Source organism: Nostoc sp. EspVER01 (assembly GCF_034530635.1).
Classification (GTDB): domain Bacteria; phylum Cyanobacteriota; class Cyanobacteriia; order Cyanobacteriales; family Nostocaceae; genus Nostoc.
In genome coordinates this window covers 52,856-71,815 of the sequence record NZ_JAVRCS010000025.1, presented here as the reverse complement: position 1 = coordinate 71,815, position 18,960 = coordinate 52,856, and the positions used below count along the sequence as shown (strand labels likewise).

General features: G+C 41.4%; 17 protein-coding genes and 1 pseudogene. 6 read left to right on the top strand and 12 right to left on the bottom strand.

Features of this window, described 5'->3' with window-relative positions; genetic code table 11:
* Window positions 1–119 precede the first annotated feature (119 nt).
* The 3 genes from RMX69_RS20335 to RMX69_RS20325 form a co-directional block, all read right to left on the bottom strand.
* Window positions 120–860 carry an RNA methyltransferase gene (locus tag RMX69_RS20335; RefSeq protein ID WP_322638528.1) on the bottom strand — a complete coding sequence of 247 codons (741 nt, stop codon included), beginning with the start codon at window positions 858–860 and terminating at the stop codon, window positions 120–122.
* A gap of 164 nt (window positions 861–1,024) precedes the next feature.
* Entirely contained in the window at window positions 1,025–1,267 is a 243-nt protein-coding gene (locus RMX69_RS20330; RefSeq protein ID WP_289799053.1) for a hypothetical protein, read from the bottom strand.
* A gap of 65 nt (window positions 1,268–1,332) precedes the next feature.
* The gene (locus tag RMX69_RS20325; protein WP_322638527.1) at window positions 1,333–1,524 is read right to left on the bottom strand and encodes a hypothetical protein; all 192 of its coding nucleotides are present in this window, start codon (window positions 1,522–1,524) and stop codon (window positions 1,333–1,335) included.
* A gap of 100 nt (window positions 1,525–1,624) precedes the next feature.
* On the opposite strand from RMX69_RS20325, the gene RMX69_RS20320 reads away from it, so the two are divergent.
* The 5 genes from RMX69_RS20320 (at window position 1,625) to RMX69_RS20300 (ending at window position 7,829) form a co-directional block, all read left to right on the top strand.
* Window positions 1,625–2,575 (top strand): ABC transporter ATP-binding protein, encoded by a 951-nt coding sequence (locus tag RMX69_RS20320; RefSeq protein ID WP_322638526.1) that lies wholly within the window; start codon window positions 1,625–1,627, stop codon window positions 2,573–2,575.
* Window positions 2,572–3,390 carry an ABC transporter permease gene (locus RMX69_RS20315; RefSeq protein ID WP_289799050.1) on the top strand — a complete coding sequence of 273 codons (819 nt, stop codon included), beginning with the start codon at window positions 2,572–2,574 and terminating at the stop codon, window positions 3,388–3,390. Before RMX69_RS20320 ends, RMX69_RS20315 begins: the two co-directional genes overlap by 4 nt.
* Window positions 3,391–3,748: 358 nt before the next feature.
* Window positions 3,749–4,495, top strand: a complete 747-nt coding sequence (locus RMX69_RS20310; protein ID WP_322638525.1) for an ABC transporter permease — start codon at window positions 3,749–3,751, stop codon at window positions 4,493–4,495.
* Between the two features lie 126 nt (window positions 4,496–4,621).
* Window positions 4,622–7,183, top strand: a complete 2,562-nt coding sequence (locus RMX69_RS20305; RefSeq protein WP_322638524.1) for a penicillin acylase family protein — start codon at window positions 4,622–4,624, stop codon at window positions 7,181–7,183.
* A gap of 202 nt (window positions 7,184–7,385) precedes the next feature.
* Window positions 7,386–7,829: a hypothetical protein gene (locus tag RMX69_RS20300; protein WP_322638523.1), complete on the top strand. Its 444-nt coding sequence runs from the start codon at window positions 7,386–7,388 to the stop codon at window positions 7,827–7,829.
* Window positions 7,830–7,871: 42 nt separating this feature from the next.
* Here RMX69_RS20300 and RMX69_RS20295 read toward each other — a convergent pair whose 3' ends face one another.
* The 9 genes and pseudogenes from RMX69_RS20295 to rppA all read right to left on the bottom strand — a co-directional run bounded on the left by RMX69_RS20295 (window position 7,872) and on the right by rppA (window position 17,193).
* Window positions 7,872–8,576, bottom strand: a complete 705-nt coding sequence (locus RMX69_RS20295; RefSeq protein WP_322638522.1) for a class I SAM-dependent methyltransferase — start codon at window positions 8,574–8,576, stop codon at window positions 7,872–7,874.
* A pseudogene (locus RMX69_RS20290) lies at window positions 8,573–8,722 on the bottom strand (phosphotyrosine protein phosphatase); the annotation flags it as partial. The pseudogene RMX69_RS20290 and the gene RMX69_RS20295, both read right to left, overlap by 4 nt.
* Before the next feature lie 95 nt (window positions 8,723–8,817).
* Window positions 8,818–9,669: a hypothetical protein gene (locus RMX69_RS20285; protein ID WP_322638521.1), complete on the bottom strand. Its 852-nt coding sequence runs from the start codon at window positions 9,667–9,669 to the stop codon at window positions 8,818–8,820.
* A 161-nt stretch (window positions 9,670–9,830) separates the two neighbouring features.
* Complete coding sequence (locus RMX69_RS20280) at window positions 9,831–10,322, bottom strand: DUF3368 domain-containing protein (RefSeq protein WP_322638520.1); 492 nt, start codon at window positions 10,320–10,322, stop codon at window positions 9,831–9,833.
* 2 nt (window positions 10,323–10,324) lie between these two features.
* Window positions 10,325–10,579 carry a UPF0175 family protein gene (locus tag RMX69_RS20275; RefSeq protein WP_322638519.1) on the bottom strand — a complete coding sequence of 85 codons (255 nt, stop codon included), beginning with the start codon at window positions 10,577–10,579 and terminating at the stop codon, window positions 10,325–10,327.
* Window positions 10,580–10,727: 148 nt separating this feature from the next.
* On the bottom strand, window positions 10,728–13,520 hold the full coding sequence (gene secA / locus RMX69_RS20270; protein ID WP_069073189.1) for a preprotein translocase subunit SecA: 2,793 nt from the start codon (window positions 13,518–13,520) through the stop codon (window positions 10,728–10,730).
* Between the two features lie 305 nt (window positions 13,521–13,825).
* Window positions 13,826–14,419 (bottom strand): cytochrome C, encoded by a 594-nt coding sequence (locus RMX69_RS20265; protein WP_289799041.1) that lies wholly within the window; start codon window positions 14,417–14,419, stop codon window positions 13,826–13,828.
* A gap of 595 nt (window positions 14,420–15,014) precedes the next feature.
* Window positions 15,015–16,454 (bottom strand): two-component system sensor histidine kinase RppB, encoded by a 1,440-nt coding sequence (rppB, locus tag RMX69_RS20260; protein ID WP_322638518.1) that lies wholly within the window; start codon window positions 16,452–16,454, stop codon window positions 15,015–15,017.
* Complete coding sequence (gene rppA / locus RMX69_RS20255; RefSeq protein ID WP_322638517.1) at window positions 16,441–17,193, bottom strand: two-component system response regulator RppA; 753 nt, start codon at window positions 17,191–17,193, stop codon at window positions 16,441–16,443. The genes rppB and rppA overlap by 14 nt, the downstream gene beginning before the upstream one ends.
* Window positions 17,194–17,839: 646 nt before the next feature.
* Here rppA and RMX69_RS20250 point away from each other — a divergent pair.
* Window positions 17,840–18,934, top strand: a complete 1,095-nt coding sequence (locus RMX69_RS20250) for a cysteine synthase family protein (protein ID WP_322638516.1) — start codon at window positions 17,840–17,842, stop codon at window positions 18,932–18,934.
* The last annotated feature ends 26 nt before the right edge of the window (window positions 18,935–18,960 follow it).

Genomic DNA, 18,960 nt, shown 5'->3' with positions numbered 1-18,960 from the left:
TAATCTCTAAGCAATATTAATACTCAAATTCCACTTTGCCACTAAGTAGCATTTTTGTGTTTAGTTTAAGCCATATTAATTATTTTGGGGGGATGATTGCGTATATATTAAACGAATAATTACAAGTTTTCACTATCCTTCTGGTTTTTCAGGGCCCATTCTACCTGCTGCAAAATTCCTCGCAGCATGGCCACCTCCCCAGTTTTCAAGTGAGCGCGATTATACAATTGGCGAAATTTTCCCATACGACTAGCTGCCGTATGGGGATATACATAACCAATTTTCAGTAATACTGATTCTAATTGCTGGTAGTATCCTTCCACAACATCCAAGGGCGCGAGTTCAATTTGAGGTAAGGTTTGAATGTCAAGTTTTTGGGCACATTGTGACAATTCATAACAACAAATTGCTACAGCAGTAGCCAAATTCAGGGCGACATAATCTTGACTTGTGGGAATGCCAACAAACCGCTGTGCATAATTTAATTCTTCATTGCTTAATCCCCGGTCTTCTCTGCCAAAAATCAGGGCTGTGGGTTTTTCTGGTTCCTCCAGTAACCAGGGTAGTGCAGTGCGAGGATTTTCTAAAGGTGTTTCTAAACTACGAACGCGACCAGTGGTAGCGATCGCCCGTACACATCCATGCAATGCTTCTGGTAAGGTTGCCACTATTACCGCAGATTCTATAATTTCCTGAGCGTGAACAGCCATCATCAAAGCTTCCGTCGAAAGCGGATCGCATTGGGGGTTCACTAATACTAAATTATATAGACCGAAATTTTTCATTACCCTGGCGATCGCGCCGATATTTATCGGCCCAGCTGGTTCTACCAACACAATTCTTAATCCAGCCAAGCCCATTTTTTGCCTCCTGCGATCGCACCAGTACTTACAGACTAATTTTCAGCGTTATGTTTCTGCTGAAGAGTTTCCCTGAAATCATTTTAGCTGTGTAAGTGAATGCCTGCGTCAGGTCTGAACAGTTCAGCGCAATCTTTGCCGTTGGACTAGTCGTTCGTCGCTATTTAGAAGTTACCTGCTTTAATCATCACAACTAAGTGTTCAATACGTTCATACTCATCTAGTTCTTTCAACTCCGTGGGTGTAAGTTCACCTGTGTTACTGCGTGTTAACAAGGTACGCAATCGTTCTTGCATTTCGGGAGTAGGTCTAAATTCAGCAATTTGTTCAGGAGTGGGGTTGCTAGCCAAAAAATCTAAGATATATCGGTAAACTTGTGCTGGTACAGCTGGTTGTTGGAGACTCAATGCAAGTAGTTCAGGTAAGCGATCGCCTACTTGTGCTAGTTGTTGAGATAATTCTTCTGATACTTCTAGGGTGATTCTTGGTATGGGGATTGCATTGGCAATTTACTTATTATTAAATGATATATCTCGAAATTTTTCATTCCCCTAGCGATCGCGCCGACATTTATCGGCCCAACTAGGTCTACCCAGACAATTCTTAATCCAGCCAAGCCCATTTTTTGCCTCCTGCCTGGTTGTTGAGTTTCGACTACGCTCAACTGCCGCGTAGTCGAAACACTACCCCTGCCTTTCTTCGCAATAACAGACTCACAAAATATGTCTCACATTCTGGTCGAAAATCTCAGGAAGACTTTCTTTGTGTCTGAACGTTCCTCTGGGCTTTTCGGTTCAATACGAGGGCTTGTGCAGCGAAAAACTAAAGAAGTTTATGCCCTCAAAGGAGTTTCGTTTTCCCTGGAACGGGGAGAACTTGTAGGATACATTGGCCCAAATGGAGCTGGTAAATCGACCACGATTAAAATTTTAAGCGGCATTCTCGTACCTTCTAGTGGAAAATGCCTAATTGGCGGACGAACTCCTTGGAAAGATCGAATTAAGCACGTTAATCGCATCGGTGTAGTGTTTGGTCAAAGAACGCAACTCTGGTGGGATTTGCCAGTGATTGAGTCTTTCGATTTGCTGCGGGATATTTATCGCGTTCCCCAATCAGAGTATCGTCAGACACGTGAAGAAATGATTGATTTGCTTGGTCTTGAAAGCTTTCTCTCCACTCCAGTGAGGCAGTTAAGCCTTGGTCAAAGGATGCGATGTGACTTTGCAGCCGCAATGCTTCACAGACCGGAAATTCTTTTTCTTGATGAACCCACCATTGGGCTTGATGCAGTTTCCAAGCTTGCAGTCAGAAAATTTATCAAAGCGCTGAATAAAACTCATCAAGTAACCACCATCCTAACTACTCATGATATGGATGATATCGAGGCATTGTGCGATCGCATAATTATTATTGGTGGAGGTGAGATCCTTTGTGATGGAACTCTAGCAGCACTGCGTTCTCAAGTTTCCTCGCGTCGGTACTTAAGAATCGACCTAGCAAACGATGATTTCTTTTTTGAAGAAGAAGGAGTCAGTATTATCTCTAAAGAAGGTCGCACTGTAACTCTAGCCTTCGATCCCACAAAGCTTTCTGCTGCATCTTTGATTAGCCAAGTTACCTCACAACACGAAGTAGAGGATCTTTTTGTGGAAAATCCACCCATTGAAGAGATAATTGCTGAACTTTATGCAATTTCAGCCGGAATTATCCCATGAAAGCATATTGGTCACTATTTGTTGCTAGATTTACACTACTGTTGCAATACCGTGCTGCTGCTTTGGCTGGTGTTGGAACTCAGCTTTTCTGGGGGTTAGTGAAAGTAATGGTTTTACAGGCATTCTTTACTCATACAACCTCTACTCAACCTATCACTTTTCAACAAGCTGTAGGATATGTGTGGCTGGGACAGGCGTTTTTGATGGCGATTGTCCCTTGGGGAGGTGATAGAGATATTCAAGAACTCATCCGAACTGGTGCTGTCGGATACGATCTTCTTCGACCCACAGACCTTTATAATTTTTGGTTTACTCGCGCTTTGGCACTTCGCACAACGCCCTTGATACTTCGTAGTATTCCGCTTCTTGGTGTCACAATTTTTATTTTTCCCCTTTTGAGACTTGATGAATGGTCGCTTTCTTTTCCACCCTCCTGGGCTTCTTTTTTTGCCTTTTTTATCTCTTTTATTGGCGCAATTTTACTTTCGTCTGCATTAACTATGCTTCTGACTGTATCAATGATGTGGACAATTTCAGGCGAGGGAATTAATAGTATTCTACCTACTCTTGTTACTATCTTCTCTGGCATGATTGTTCCTTTACCACTTTTTCCTGAGTGGAGCAAACCTTTTTTGAATGCACTTCCTTTTTCAGGACTAATCGACAAACCTTTTCGTCTTTTTACTGGTAATCTTCAACCAAACGCCCTGTTTAATGTTTTGCTGCATCAAACTTTTTGGATAGTTGTCATTATTATTCTTGGGCGTGTTCTTGTGAAATATGGCATTAGAAAGCTGGTAATTCAAGGAGGATAAGTAAATAATTCGTAATTCGTAATACTTCTATACGAGAGGCTGCACTTCTCTACGAGACGCTGCGCGAACGACTACGCTCTGTTACCACGCCAACGACTACGCTCAGTACAAGTTCGTAATTCGTAATTTTTTAAGCAGGAAGATAGGTTATACCATTTCTTTGTGAGGCTGCGCCAAATTTTCTTTCTTCCTTTGTGTCCTTCTCTAACGAGACGCTAAAGCGAATGCGGTTCGTTCCTTATATAATTTTGCATACATAATTGATATTAGATAATTTATTTTAAATAAAAATTACAAAGCAACTATGAATGATTTTTCGCTTTACCTTCGATATATTTCTGTATCTTTCAAGTCGCAAATGCAGTACAAAGTTTCTTTCTGGCTGCAAGTCATAGGGCAGTTTTTAGGAACTGCTGTTGAATTTTTTGGAGTCTGGGCACTTTTTAGTCGTTTTAATAGTATTGGTACGTGGACTTTAAACGAAGTTGCTCTATTTTATGGAATAATTAATATTTCTTTTGCCTGTGCTGATGCCCTTGGAAAAGGCTTTGACTCATTTACAACAATAATTAAAAGTGGAGACTTCGACCGTTTGCTTGTTCGTCCACGCACCACAGCAATTCAACTTTTAGGTAAAGAGTTTACTTTGAAACGAATCGGAAGATTATTTCAAGGAATTGTTGTTATGTGGTGGTCACTTTCATCACTCCAGATTCCTTTAACTTTTAAAACTTTATGGCTTTTGGGTACTTCATTTTTTGGTGGAGTTGCACTCTTTGTTGGCATTGTCATTATGCAAGCAACCATCACCTTCTGGACTATTGAATCTCTCGAAATTATGAATATCCTCACTTATGGAGGAGTCGAAACGGCTCAGTACCCACTTTCGATTTATAACAAGTGGTTTCAGCGATTCTTTACTTTCTTGATACCACTTGCTTGCGTCAGCTATTTTCCTTTGCTTGCAGTACTTGAAAAAGAAGATGCTTTTTTAGTGCCTTTGTGGTTTTGTTATATCTCACCAATCGCAGGCATTCTCTTTCTAATAGTTGCGCTTCAGCTTTGGAAAATAGGAGAGCGATACTATTGTTCTACTGGCAGCTAGTACAACAAAATTTTAGCTGTGTACTCAGGTGTATTTTAAATGAGCAGATCGCACTTTTCTAAAGATGCTGATTTAATACCTTGTAGTATTGCCTGATTTCACCAAACAATGCCACGGGAAGCTCACATGAAAAACTCCAGGAAAGGTTGGTTACGTAAAAGACTCAAAATTACTCTGATTTTCCTGTCAGTGCTGGGGCTATTGTTAGTAGGATTTGCTACCTACACCGTGCGCCAATCCTTTCCGCAAGAGAGTGGCACAATTCAAATACCTCAACTAAAAGCTGAAGTAACCGTTCAGCGGGATAAATGGGGTATTCCCCATATTTATGCTGCCAACTCTCACGATTTATTCATGGCGCAAGGTTATATCCACGCCCAAGACCGATTTTGGCAAATGGACTTTTGGCGACATATTGGTTCTGGGCGACTTTCAGAAATGTTTGGTTCATCTCAGGTTGACACTGATAAATATCTGCGGACAATGGGTTGGGCGAAGGTGGCGCAGCAAGAAATTCAGGAAATGAATGCAGAGATGAAAGCATACCTGCAAGCTTACGCTGATGGTGTCAATGCCTATTTGAGAGAGCATCAAGGCAGTGCCCTGAGTCTAGAATACACTGTGCTAAAGTTCCTCAATCCTGGGTATCAGCCAGAACCTTGGCAAATACTGCATTCTCTGACTTGGGGGAAGGTAATGGCTTACGATTTGGGCAGAAATTTCGAGCGAGAAATTGAACGCGCTATTTTGCTCAAAACCCTTAACCCCAATCAAGTAGAGGAACTTTTTCCACCATACCCTCAAGACTTGCCAGTTATTTTACCTAAGTTCCAGAAGAAAGAGAACAGAGGGACACAGAGACAGGGGAACACGCAGAGTTATTTGCCCGCTTCTTCTTCACTTCTCGACTCTCCAGATGTATTACCTGCTTTGGAGTCAATTACTAAGCCGATGATGGCTTTGGAACAACTTATAGGGCCCACGGGAATAGGTATTGGCTCGAATAGCTGGGTAATATCTGGTCAGCGAACAGCTACAGGTAAGCCAATTTTGGCGAATGACCCGCACTTAGGTGTGCAAATTCCCTCTATCTGGTACGAGGTTGGTCTACACTGCACACCGAAGAATGCAGAATGTCCCTACAACGTTTCTGGTTTTTCCTTTGCGGGAATGATTGGAGTAATTATCGGTCATAGCGATCGCATTGCCTGGGGTGTCACCAATGTACAATCTGATGTGATGGATTTATACATTGAGAAAATTAACCCGAAAAATCCTAATCAGTATGAAGTCAATGGCAAATGGGTTGATATGCAACTCGTGCCAGAGACGATTCAAGTCGCTGGAAGTCAATCGATTGTGCAAACGGTACGCTACACCCGACATGGGCCAATTCTCTCTGATGTTTCGCCCAATCTAAAGCAATTCCAGCCAAGTCAGTCGCTAGAATTACCGCAAAATTACGCCGTAGCCCTGCGTTGGACAGCCCTAGAACCTTCAAAACTAGGGTATGCTGTTCCCCAAATCAATCGCGCTCAAAACTGGCAGGAATTCCGCACTGCTGCCAGCAATTATGATGTCCCCGCTCAAAACTTAGTCTACGCTGACATTGATGGCAATATTGGCTACCAAATGCCTGGTAAATTCCCCATCCGCGCTCAGGGAGATGGGCGTTATCCCGTTCCTGGTTGGACGGATGAATATGAGTGGCAAGGCTATATTGACTTTGAGAAATTGCCCAAAAGTTTCAATCCACCTCAAGGTTATATTGCTACTGCCAATAATTTAGTTATGCGTGAATATCCTTACCTGATTACCGCAGACTGGGTTTATGGCTATCGGGCACAGCGCATCGTTGAGATGATTTCACAACAAACACAGCCGATTTCCCTCAAAGGTGTGCAGCGAATACAAGGAGACGATCGCAATCTGAATGCACAGACATTAGTACCACTACTGCAATCTATCACTGTTGATACCCCCCGATTGCAAGCAGCCCAAAAACTACTACAAGATTGGAATTTGCAGTTAGGAATGACATCGCCTGTTGCTGCTTTGTTTGAAGTCTTCTGGAAACACTTACTGGCAGATACGTTTCACGATCAGTTGCCTGAAAAGTACTTTCCGCATGGAGGCGATCGCTGGTATGCTGTGGTAGCAAATTTGGTCAAACAGCCCAATAGTGCTTGGTGGGATAATCGCAACACCCCAAAAGTTGAGAACCGCGACCAAATTCTGCGACAATCCTTTATAGAAGCCGTGAATGAATTAGAACGAATTCAAAGCAAAGACCCGAACAACTGGAATTGGGGCAAGCTGCATACCATTACTTTTCGGAATGCCACCTTGGGTAAATCTGGGGTTGCACCGATTGAAGCTTTATTTAATCGTGGTGCATTTGCTACATCTGGTAACGGCGAAACAGTAAATGCTAACCGTTGGAGAGCAAACAAATCCTTTGAGGTGACTGATATTCCTTCACTGCGGATGATTGTAGATTTGGGAAATTTGGATAACTCAGTAGCGATTCACACCCCTGGGCAATCAGGTCATGCTTTCCATCGCCACTACAACGATATGGTTGAACCTTGGCGCAAGATTGAATACCACCAGATGTTATGGGAATCAAAGAATGTTACAGAAAATACGACTACAACACTGAGATTAATTCCAAAATTGGTAGAGTAAAGGACGACACGACTATCTAATTTAAAATTGGGCTATTTGCGTGTAATTACATACACATTATCGAAAAAATGAAGTATAAAGTAACAGGGCAGAAAGAAAGTTAAAAACAGAAATAAAGATTCTTTTTAGAAAAAGTATTTTCTCTAACCATCCATTCCTACTGTCCAACTTTCACTAAATATAGTTGGAGATCATAAAACCTATGCAACGCGTACTTAAGCAAAGTTTTATACTTTCAGTTACTACTGCGATCGCATTATTATTTGCAGGTTGTGGCGAAAGTAAAGTTGCTCAATGTAACAAAGTTATCAAAGTTGCCAATCAGGCATCTACTCTAGGTCAGGAATTCGGCAAAAATCCCAATCCAGCAAAAGGTTCTAAAGCTTTAACTGAACTTGCTGGTAAGATAGATCCACTTGCCACAGAGATGAAAGCACTAGAACTTAAAGATGAAAAATTGCAAGGTTTTCAAGGACGCTTTCTCACACTTTATCAGAACATCAGCAAGGAATTGAATAATGCAGCAGCAGCCATAGATAAAAAGAATCTACCAGCAGCAAAGGGCTTTTTGGTATCTCTGCAAAAAAGTAGTACTGAAGAAAGTTCAATAGTCAAGGAAATTAATAGCTACTGTTCTGGCAAATAATCAATTTTCCTCTGCTTGGAATCTCGATCGCAAAAATAGCGGTTAAATAGTTGGTCGATAACCACCAAAAACAGCAAAGCTAAAATTTTTGTACCAGCAATCCACATTTTGGAACCCAGCCGCTTCTAACCAGCGAAGTTGAATATCAAGGGTTGCCATGCGATCGTATTCCATGCGTTTCTGTGCAGCGTTGAGATCCTCTTCTGAGATATTCTTCGCGCGGACAGAATCTAACCAGTGTTGACGGTAAAGTTGTTCTAAATCAGGCGTTTTGCCGAGAACTTGATCGGCGTTGACAAATATCCCTCCAGGATTGAGGACATTATAAATCCGTTGATAAAGAAGTTCTTTGTCAACATCTGACAAATGATGAATCGATAAGGCAGAGATTATTAAGTCATAGGAACCATCTAAATCAGTCTCAATGTAGTCACCAATTAAGATTTTGGGAGATTTACCCATTTTGCTAAATCTCACCTTAGCTTTCTCTAACATCTCAGGGGCTAAGTCAAGCAAGGTGAACTCTGCATTCGGGAAGACGGACTGAACCATACCTGAGTAAAGTCCAGTACCAGCACCCAAATCTAAAACCTTCAGCGGTGCAGTGCGTAGGCATAGCCCGTCGTAGACATCGCCTGGGATAATTTCAACAGCTGTTTTGTAAAAATCATCAAAACAGGGAATTAAAACACGACGTAAGTTATCGTAATCTCCAGCGGCAATATTAAAAGCTTCTTGAATATTCATTTTTTTATTTTTAATAAAGGTAAAACTTTCTGTTTGAACAACTCAATTAAAGCTGGTTCCATATATTCATATTCATCTGGTATATCTAAACAGATAATTTTTTTATCTTTCAGAAAAGTCTGAAAATTTTTGGATAGTTTAAGCGAGCGCATTTTGTTAACTTTTTAGAAAGTTGTGTCATTCTTGCGTAGACGCAACACGGCTTATCCTCATGTATTACATTCTTAAATAACTTGCTTGGTCAATGATTTTTGGCTTCGGTTTTCTCTATTAACCTCAAACAAGCATGAATTGTTGCTAAATAATAATAAAACATCCAGCTATACCAAATACCTTTATCAAAATCTGTCTTCTGTTGTTCGTTATGATGGCGGACACCAAAGTTATTAGCGAGATTAAACAAGTCTGCCTCGTCCTTGGAAGTGATTACCTGCTTAATTTTGGTTCTAAGAAACTCTAATACATCTACTAAGTCCCTGATAGCGTCACGCCTGTCATTTAGAGATGAACGATATCGCCTAAATTTGAGAATAGCTGTTTCTACTCTTTTTTCAACATTTTCTGGATCATAACTAGGTAAATCTGCCTCAAAAAGTAAATCTAGACCTTGTTCTGCTAGTTCTAAAATTTCACCATTTTCAGAGAGTTCATAACCATCTTTATAGTCGCAAATAATATCATTTATTTTATCCCTAAATTCTTTCTGACCACCTTTTTTGTCAAATGTATGATAATGCCAACCACAATTAGCATAAGTATGATGGAAACCATCAATAGGCTTAGATATCCAATCATGTAATAATTCGATCACATCGAAGAAATCGTCTTCACTATAATTTACGCACTTATCTTGGATCTGCCATAAGTTAGGCTTTCGCAAAGTTCTAAACATTTGAGCTTCAATATCACCTCCTAACTTACCTGCTACTTCTCCCTCGTCTACGCATTCATAACCGAAAGCCTCTTGAAAATAATCGTTTGATTTAAACTCCAAATAGATATCTCGAAATAAGCGACAAAGCATGGGCAAATCGAAGCGAACCGCGTCTGAATTTTTGCCTGTACGTGTAGAATAGTATCGTCGATTAACCATAATTATTTTTTAGATAAATACGTCTAGTACTGATTAAGAAATTAATTATTTGGCAGGGAGCAAATAATGCCTCATATCATAGCTAATAGTTAAAGCTATCGTCTAGTGAAGTGAGCATTTAAACCGTTTAGTCTAAGCTCTTATCAGATGAAATAAAGATACTACTCAACTAATTCTCCTGTCTGCTGTAAGACTTGTTTATAGAGTGTAGCATTGACCCAATATTGGGCAATATCAATCATGGCATCAAGTAGTGGTTGTACTTGAGGAATAATTTTTCTATTTTTTGCTAACGAGAGAATACCAAGAGTACCAATTACCTGTAATCCTAAATTTTTAGCTACTTGGCGAGCCTCCCGTTCATCTAACAAAATGTTTAGCTCACCAGTTTCGAGAGCTAAGGCAATGGCTTCTCGCTCCCCATCATCTAGCTCTGGGGGGATGCTGAGTGCTATGTTTGAAACAGGACGAACTTGTAGCCATCCAGAAGCAATTGCTTGCAATATAAATTGTGAACTTAGGAAGCCTGAACCTGTAGTTTCATTGTAGACAGCTTGGGGTATAACAATTGTCCCAAATACTCTCTGTAAAATATCAAGACGATTGATAGCAGCGAAGTTAATCAAAGGCGTAGCGTTGCAAATAACTGTCACAACTACCAACAACCTGTTTTAATTGACTCAATATCATCTGCTAAATCCATTTCAGTATAATGGCGTGAAATTTTTTGTTGCCCTAAAAGTTGCTGAAATTCCCATACAGATAGATTAGCCAAGCGGCGTGCTTGACCAAAAGTAAAAATATTTTGGTCGTATAACTGCAAGGCAATTTCCTGACGAATAGCCTGCTCACCTTGACTTATGGAATCTGGAGATAATTGCAGGTTAATTGAACTCACAAATTGACTCATATCCAAAAACAGCGTTTTACTTATAGTTTACTCTGTGATCGCTTTACTTAAATCATGAATTCTTTATTTTAAACGATGTATCAAAATGCAAAAGCACTAAGAAAACTTTGCATCTTAGCGCCTTTGTATGAGATATTTTTTCTAACTTCTATACCATCTCTGATGATGCCTGCACCATCTGCTGAGGCTGAGGCTGGAACATGAACAATGAGTACACAACGTCTCGACGAATGTTAACCATCATATCCAAGAAGAGTTCGTAACCCTCGCTCTTATATTCAATCAGCGGGTCTTTTTGCCCATAACCACGCAATCCTACCGATTCGCGTAAGGCATCCATTTGTTGCAGGTGTTCCCGCCACAGGGTATCAATGCGTTGCAAGATAAAGAAGCGTTCAGCTTGGCGCATCAGTCCGGGTTGAACTTGGTCAATTTGCGCTTCTTTGAGGTCGTAAGCAATTCGTACCTGTTCGTGGAGGAAGGCTTTAATTTCGCTGACTGTGATATCTTCTAATTGACTTGCTTGCAAATCTGCTAGCAGATAGACGAATTCTTTGACTTTCTCAACCAACTTTTCTAACTCCCACTCTTCCGAGGGTAAGTCTATGTTGATATAGTAGTCAACGATGTCATCCATCGTTTTTTCAGCGTATTTAATCACCTGTTCTTTCAAATCTTGACCTTCTAACACCCGGCGGCGTTCGGCGTAAATAGCACGACGTTGATTATTCATCACCTCGTCATACTCAAATACCTGCTTCCGAATGTCGTAGTAATAGGTTTCAACTTTTTTCTGTGCGCCTTCCAAACTGCGGGTAAGCATCCCAGATTCGATGGGCATATCTTCTTCCACTTGGAAGGCATTCATTAACCCAGCAACGCGATCGCCACCAAAAATCCGCAGTAGGTTATCCTCTAAACTGAGGAAGAATCTTGTGGTTCCAGGGTCGCCTTGTCTTCCTGCACGTCCGCGCAACTGGTTATCAATCCGCCGTGATTCGTGGCGTTCTGTACCAATTACGTGCAAACCGCCAATTCCCACTACTTCATCATGTTCGCGGGTAGTAAATTGTTCGTATTCCTGCTTGACGCGGTTGTAAGCTTCCCGCAATTTCTGAATTACAGGGTCATCGATGGGAGCTTTTTCTGCGGCTACAGCTACCTTGTCTTCTGCCTCCAATTCCGGTAAACTACGTTCACCATACTCACGCACGGCAATTTCTACTGCATCTTTGAGTAGTTTCTCGGTTTCTTTTGTCAACTGAGTTGGGAAAATTTCTGGCGAAGCCCGCCAAGTTTTGACTTTCTTACCAGGGACAAAGCCTTGACCACCACCATGTCCTGTAGGCAATCCGGCTGCTCTTTGCACGCCAAAGCTATCTTCATCTTCTGGCATGACGATCCGCGGCATAAAGTATTCCCGCAGCTTTAGACGCGCCATATATTCGGAGTTACCACCCAGAATGATGTCTGTACCTCTACCAGCCATGTTGGTAGCAATAGTAACAGCACCTTTTCGTCCAGCTTGGGCGACAATTTCCGCTTCACGCTCGACGTTTTCCGGGCGGGCGTTAAGTAATTCGTGAGGAATCGCCAATTCCTTCAGCAGCCTACTCAGAAGTTCAGATTTTTCTACACTAGTGGTTCCTACTAATACAGGTCTACCGAGTTCGTGCATTTCGGCACATTCTCTCGCGATCGCCCCCCACTTGCCTGATTCTGTCTTAAAGACCATATCAGATAAATCTTCCCGTCTGCGATCGCGATTGGTGGGAATTACCGCAACTTCGAGTTTATAAATTTTTTCAAATTCTGGTTCTTCGGTTTTTGCCGTTCCTGTCATTCCACCGAGTTTTGGATACAGCAAGAACATATTTTGGTAAGTTATGGTCGCGAGAGTTTGAGTTTCTGGCTGAATCTCTACGTGTTCTTTTGCTTCAATCGCTTGGTGTAATCCATCACTCCAACGCCGTCCGGCTAGCACCCGACCAGTAAATTCATCCACAATTACCACTTCACCATTGCGGACGATGTAATTTACATCCTTGAGGAAAAGTTCCTTGGCTTTAATTGCATTGAAAATGAAGTGCGCCCAAGGATCTTCTGGGTCAAATAAATCTGTGACTCCCAAAAGATTTTCTGATTCCGCAAACCCTTCATCTGTCAATAGAACGTTACGAGCTTTTTCATCTACATCGTAATGTTCGTCTTTTTTGAGTGTAAATGCTATTTCAGCGGCTTGCAGATATTTTTCTGTAGGTCTTTCCACCTGCCCAGAAATAATCAGTGGTGTCCGCGCCTCATCAACTAAAATCGAGTCCACCTCGTCAATTACACAATAATTAAACGGGCGTTGTACCACATCTGCCATTGATGTCGCCATGTTATCCCGCAGATAGTCGAAGCCGACTTCGCTGTTGGTAACATAGGTGATATCGCAATCGTAGTTTTTCTGACGTTCACTAGGAGTCATGCTTGACTGAATTAGCCCCACACTCAGCCCCAAGAACCGATGTACCTGTCCCATCCATTCAGCATCCCGACGAGCCAGGTAATCGTTCACGGTGATGACGTGTACACCTTTACCAGTAAGGGCATTTAAATAACTCGGCAAGGTGGCAACTAGTGTTTTACCCTCACCAGTTTTCATCTCGGCAATTTGCCCTACGTGCAAAATGATACCGCCAAGGAGTTGGACATCAAAGTGCCGCAAGCCTAAGACTCGCCGTCCTGCTTCCCGGACAACGGCGTAAGCTTCTGGCAATATGTCATCTAAGGTTTCGCCTTTGGCAAGCCGTTGTTTAAATTCGACGGTTTTACCTTTTAACTCATCATCGGAAAGAACCTTAATTTCTTCCTCTAAAAGGTTAATTTCAGTAACAGAAGGTTGGTATTTTTTAAGCTTACGAGCGTTGGGGTCGCCCAACAGAAGTTTTAGCATGGCAGATTATAGAACTGAATCAAGGGGATGGGATTAAAGGGTCGGCATTGATTATAAACATTTAACCCAGCCCAACCGTCTTGGTCGTGGATGGGTGTTAAATGAGAATTAACTCAAAAACAGGAGAAAAATTAGCCAATCATTTAGTAAACTGATTGCTTTTAACTCTTATCTTATATTTAGTCTTTCTTCATAGTATCATTTTGCCCACAGATGGGGTCAGAGAGGGAGTGGGGGAATAGAATTAGGAGTTAAGAGTTATGAGTTATGAATTTTTCAACTCCTCGCTTCTAACTCCTCACTCTTCACTGCCATTCTGCGGTTAAGCGGCGAAAATTGTAATCACTAGCACTGGGATGACAGCTGACGCAGCTGCCAATCTGGACAGGACGTGGTAGTTGGACTCCTGGATGCAAAGCTTTGAAATAACGTGAGTTGTTGAGGCGATAGGGTGTTTCTTCGTCGTCTAGCTGCACACGGGAAAAAGTCGAAAGATATTTCCACACTAAGATACGCGGTGGATCGACTAAAGGCTTGAGTTGTGTGCCGTAGTGCTGCGAGTCTTGCAGGAGATTTTTCCAAGTTTGGGTGGGTAAAACTGCTGGTGGTATACCGATGTGACATGTGGCGCAGTTTTCCAAATACAGTTCTTGCCCTAGTTGGTATTGTGCAGGTACTACGTCAACAGTGCCAATTTCGGCGGTGGGAGTCGCACTTTGGGCGTTAGTTGCCAAGGCTAGAAGCCAGCCCATAGCTAAACTCCACATTACAATTACCAAAAGTAAACCGAAAAATTGGCGTTTGAATTCACGTTCGGCGCTTTGCTGTAGTGCTTGGCGGTCGCTATCAGGCTCGTGCTTTTCGCGATCGCGGGTTTTGCGCTTAACAAAAATTGACATTCCTCACATTCCCAAATATTTAAAAGTGGCGCTTGTGCTAATCATAAGACTTACGCAGTATTGGCAGTGTTTCAAATTTTGTGTAAGTAGTTTTGTCAAGCAACACATTTTTAATATTGATAACAGTAATATAAATATCCAGGGTTAGCGCGCCTCAAACCCTATTGACAGTTGGATTCTAGCAGAGTAGTGAGTTTTGGAGAGCTACTGCCAAAAGAGAAACCATGTACTGCTCATTCATAGCTACGAAAGATAAAAAATCTTTGAACAAGAATTCAGAAGTCAGAATTCAGGAGTCAGAATAAAGACGCTCGTTCGCGTAGCGTGTCGCAGACAAGACTCGCTAACGCTTCGCTATCAGTCGGGGATTCAGATCGGCGCAGGAATTGAAAACTACCAAATCCTAGATTTTGTGGGGGTCTTAAACCCGCTTATTCAGACGCTCGCAGACTCGCTCTAAGCGAAGCATCCCGAAGGGTATACGCTACGCTATCCGCCAGTCATACAGAAAACATTGCTGAATTCTGACTCACTTCGACTACGCTCAGTGACCTCCTGACTCCTGAATTCTGTTCGATAAATTAGGTAAAAAATTTTATTTATAACCACGTAAATTGCGATACATCAATTTCCATAGAAACATAGAGCGATGCCTAGGTTGGGCTGCGCCTACGCTCCTTAGTGGAGCAACATTCAAAAGTAATTGAACTGTAAAAGTACTACCTTGACCCAACTCGCTTTGTACATTTAATTTACCTTGATGTGCTTGAACAATAGCTTGAACAATAGCTAATCCCAATCCAGAACCACCAGTGCTACGGGAGCGATCGCTACTCACCCGATAAAAGCGATCAAAAATTCGATTCAGTTCGTGTTTTGGGATACCAATACCTGTATCTTGAACTTTAATTACGGCATTATGGTCGTTGCGGTCTAAGAAAACTGTTACCTCTCCTCCTCTGGGTGTGTATTGAATTGCATTGACAATTAAATTAGAAAACAAGCGATAAAGCTGGTCAGCATTACCTATAATATTCAGAGGTTGACGCACTTGTATTAAAGATGTCAGCTTTACCTCTGCGGCATTTGCCATCGCTTCAAATTCCTCAACTAAATCGCTAACAATATCATTTAGGCAACAAATTTCACGTTGTAACTTTTGGGCTTGTTTATCTAAACGTGCTAACATCAATAAATCAACAACTAAGGTAGTTAACCGTTGATTCTGACGCTGTATAGTTTGCAAAATATCCCGTGTCTCTTCAGAATCTATTTGCGGCATTAAAAGTGCTGATTCCACCGTTGCACCTGTTGCAGCTAAAGGCGTTCGTAATTCGTGTGCTGCATCTGCTGTAAACTGTTGAATTTGTCGATAGGATTGATAAATTGGCTGCATAGCTAATCCTGATAGCCACCAACTAGCACCAGCAATCATAGCCATTGCAACTAGCAGCCCTAATACCAAAACTAATTTTACACTATCCAAGTAATGATTAAACTCTTGTAGACTTCGCCCTACTTGCATATATCCCCAGTCTTGATAATTTTGGGTATGCAGCGCTAGAGTAATTTGATGGTAATCTTTGCCTTTGCTGTCTTTGAGAAATTGCCAAGTTTTTTGATTAAAAACGTCAGGTAATCCTTCTGGATAATAACCAGCAGTAGCAATTAATTTTCCCGAAGTATCAAAAAAACGTATATAGTAGCTAGTTTTAGTAACGATACCAAGAAGATGACGTTTAGAATGCGGCTGTTGTTGAATACAATTAGTAGCTCCAGTTCCACAGTTATCTATATTTGGGAATAACTGATGTGCCAATGGTTCTAAACGTCCAGGTGACTGTAGTTTTAGTTCGATACTGTCGTGTAATGTTCCCGCTACAGACTCGATTTCACTGTCTAAAGCCACCACATGGGCATGGAACACTGCTCGATAAAAACCAAAGGCACATAGGCTTAAAATTAAACCCATAACGATGGCATAATACAGAGCCAACCGAATACGGGTGAGTCGAAACAGCTTATTCTGATTCATTGTTGAGATTAAGACGATATCCCATACCGTGCAAAGTTTCAATTAAGTTAGCACAGTGGCTATTGGTGAGTTTGCGACGTAACAAACGTATTTGTGCCGCCACTACGTTGCTAGTGGATTCAGCATTAACTTCCCAAATTTGATTGCGAATTTGTTCAGTAGTGACAATCTGGTTGGGGTGTTTCATAAAATATTCCAATAGTTGGAATTCTTTATTAGTTAAAGGAATCTTTTGTTGTTCACCTGTAGTATTTCGTCTGACAACTGTACTGTTACCATAATCAAGAGTTAAGTTATCAACAGTCAATTGTTGAGGTTGGAAATGCGGAGAGCGACGCTGCAAAGCCCGCAATCGTGCCAGTAGTTCTACCATACCGAATGGCTTTACCAAGTAGTCGTCAGCACCTGCATCTAGTCCGGCTACTTTATCTTCCATTCTATCTCTAGCAGTTAGCATCAGGATAGGAAGAGGATTTACTTTGTAACGCAGTCTTTTGCACAATTCTAAACCAGTAATTCCTGGAAGCATCCAATCAAGAATTGCGACTGTATATTGTGCCGAGCTATTTTCTAAGTAAGCCCATGCTTCATTACCATCCATTACCCAATCAACTAAGTACTTTTGTTGATTTAAGGTGCGCTTGATAGCAGCCCCTAAATCCGGCTCATCTTCGACTAGCAGCACCCTCATACCAAATTGAATAGTTAAAGGTTCGTTGTAAATTTGTGATGTAATCATAGTTTGCAATAGGGATATCCCTATAAATAGGTTGACAGAAGTTTATGAAATTAGAATGAAATTCTTAAAAATTAGGATTAAGCTATGCAAGACCTAACAGCAGGACAGGGTACTATCGGATACATAATCAGATAAGCAATACTCAGTAGACAACTTGCCAAAATAGGGTGTACTCGTGGAATTTGCTATTAAGCTTCTTGGTACAAGGATGCTCCCATAATTATGATTTCTGAATCTGAATTTTTCTTAAAGTTATACAATAATGGGAAGTCAATTAGATGATAAAAATACTTCATGAATACTGAACTTGGAAAATTATTAAAAACAAAATAGAAAATTTCATCTTGATTTCATATTTATCATTCAAGATAAAAAATAGGTTGATTCCATAATGGATATCAATATTTTTGTGGACATGACTTAAAGGCTTGCTCAAGTAGTTCTCGCTAAGACCGAATTGATATTTACTTTTGGACAAATTGAAACATTTTAATTTGTGATTAGCTATATGAGCAATAGTCACTACAATTTGGATCGTCAATAAAAGAATGTAGTAGTGATATTGCAAATACAAATCCGCTCCAATGAGCAAGTTCATTCAGCCCTGATAATTCCTACTAGGTTTTAAATTTTTTGGATGGTAAATATGAATCAGCTTGCAAAATCTTCATCATTCGAGAACGTTTCTAACTGTCAATGGAAAAATCATAGTAAATGGAAAAAGATTACTGCCTCTGATGTTACCGAGGCAATAGGAAATGTACCGATTGTAAAACTCAAGAATATTTCTCCTGTATGTGTTGTCTCAGAATGTTTCTTGAAGTTAGAGAGCTGCAATCCTGGAGGTTCTATTAAGGAGAAAAATGCAGTCTACCTCGTTACTCGTGCAGAAGAAGAAGGGCTTCTTGTGCCTGGTGGTACGATTATCGAGTCAAGTTCAGGAAATTTCGGCGTTGGTCTGGCTATGGTAGGAGCAGTGCGAGGGTATAGAGTCATTATTGTTGTCGATGCAAAAACTGCTCCACCGTTTAGACGAATGTTGAAAGCATACGGTGCAGAACTTGTAGATGTACCGTTACATGAGGCAGATGAATCAGGCTCGATGCAGAAGGCAAGAATGAAACGAGCGCGTGAGCTTGCCGCGACTATTCCTAATGCTTGGTATCCGTGTCAGCACTTGAATCCTTTGAATGCTGAGGCACACTCATACTACACTGCGCGTGAGATTGAAGCTCACTTTTCATCCAACCTTGATGCCGTGGTCGTCGGTGTTAGCACAGCAGGACAAATAATGGGAATAGCTCGTTATCTTCTACCGCGATTTCCAGGACTACGCATTGTTGGCGTTGATGTTGAGGGTTCAGTCATTATGGGAACGCCAGCAAAACCATACAAGATGACAGGTGTTGGATTATCGTTCTTTCCACCTAATCTGGAGCTTTCGCTGCTGAATCGTGCTTATGTGATACCAGAGGCGATCGCTTACTCAGTGTGCCATGCACTTGCACGTCGTGAGGGATTGCTTCTTGGTGCTTCCACAGGGGCAATTGTAGCTGGTGGTTTACATCTGGCGCGCTCTCTTGGTGCGGGTGCGCGGATTTTGATGATCAATCCAGACCGAGGAGACAGATATCTTGAGACAGTCTACGATGACCATTGGCTTGACCGTTATGGATTTACCCTTAAAGAAGGAGAGCATCTTGATGATGCGATCGCCTCACTAACTCCTGTGTATTTTTAATAACTCCTCATAATCATATAATACTG

Bases quoted from the DNA above. Each gene is read 5' to 3' on its own strand.
- RMX69_RS20300 (WP_322638523.1), top strand. From the start codon at position 7,386: ATGCAACGCGTACTTAAGCAAAGTTTTATACTTTCAGTTACTACTGCG.
- RMX69_RS20315 (WP_289799050.1), top strand. From the start codon at position 2,572: ATGAAAGCATATTGGTCACTATTTGTTGCTAGATTTACACTACTGTTG.
- RMX69_RS20250 (WP_322638516.1), top strand. From the start codon at position 17,840: ATGAATCAGCTTGCAAAATCTTCATCATTCGAGAACGTTTCTAACTGT.
- RMX69_RS20265 (WP_289799041.1), bottom strand. From the start codon at position 14,419: ATGTCAATTTTTGTTAAGCGCAAAACCCGCGATCGCGAAAAGCACGAG.
- RMX69_RS20310 (WP_322638525.1), top strand. From the start codon at position 3,749: ATGCAGTACAAAGTTTCTTTCTGGCTGCAAGTCATAGGGCAGTTTTTA.
- RMX69_RS20305 (WP_322638524.1), top strand. From the start codon at position 4,622: ATGAAAAACTCCAGGAAAGGTTGGTTACGTAAAAGACTCAAAATTACT.
- rppB (WP_322638518.1), bottom strand. From the start codon at position 16,454: ATGAATCAGAATAAGCTGTTTCGACTCACCCGTATTCGGTTGGCTCTG.
- RMX69_RS20335 (WP_322638528.1), bottom strand. From the start codon at position 860: ATGGGCTTGGCTGGATTAAGAATTGTGTTGGTAGAACCAGCTGGGCCG.
- RMX69_RS20275 (WP_322638519.1), bottom strand. From the start codon at position 10,579: ATGAGTCAATTTGTGAGTTCAATTAACCTGCAATTATCTCCAGATTCC.
- RMX69_RS20295 (WP_322638522.1), bottom strand. From the start codon at position 8,576: ATGAATATTCAAGAAGCTTTTAATATTGCCGCTGGAGATTACGATAAC.
- rppA (WP_322638517.1), bottom strand. From the start codon at position 17,193: ATGATTACATCACAAATTTACAACGAACCTTTAACTATTCAATTTGGT.
- secA (WP_069073189.1), bottom strand. From the start codon at position 13,520: ATGCTAAAACTTCTGTTGGGCGACCCCAACGCTCGTAAGCTTAAAAAA.
- RMX69_RS20285 (WP_322638521.1), bottom strand. From the start codon at position 9,669: ATGGTTAATCGACGATACTATTCTACACGTACAGGCAAAAATTCAGAC.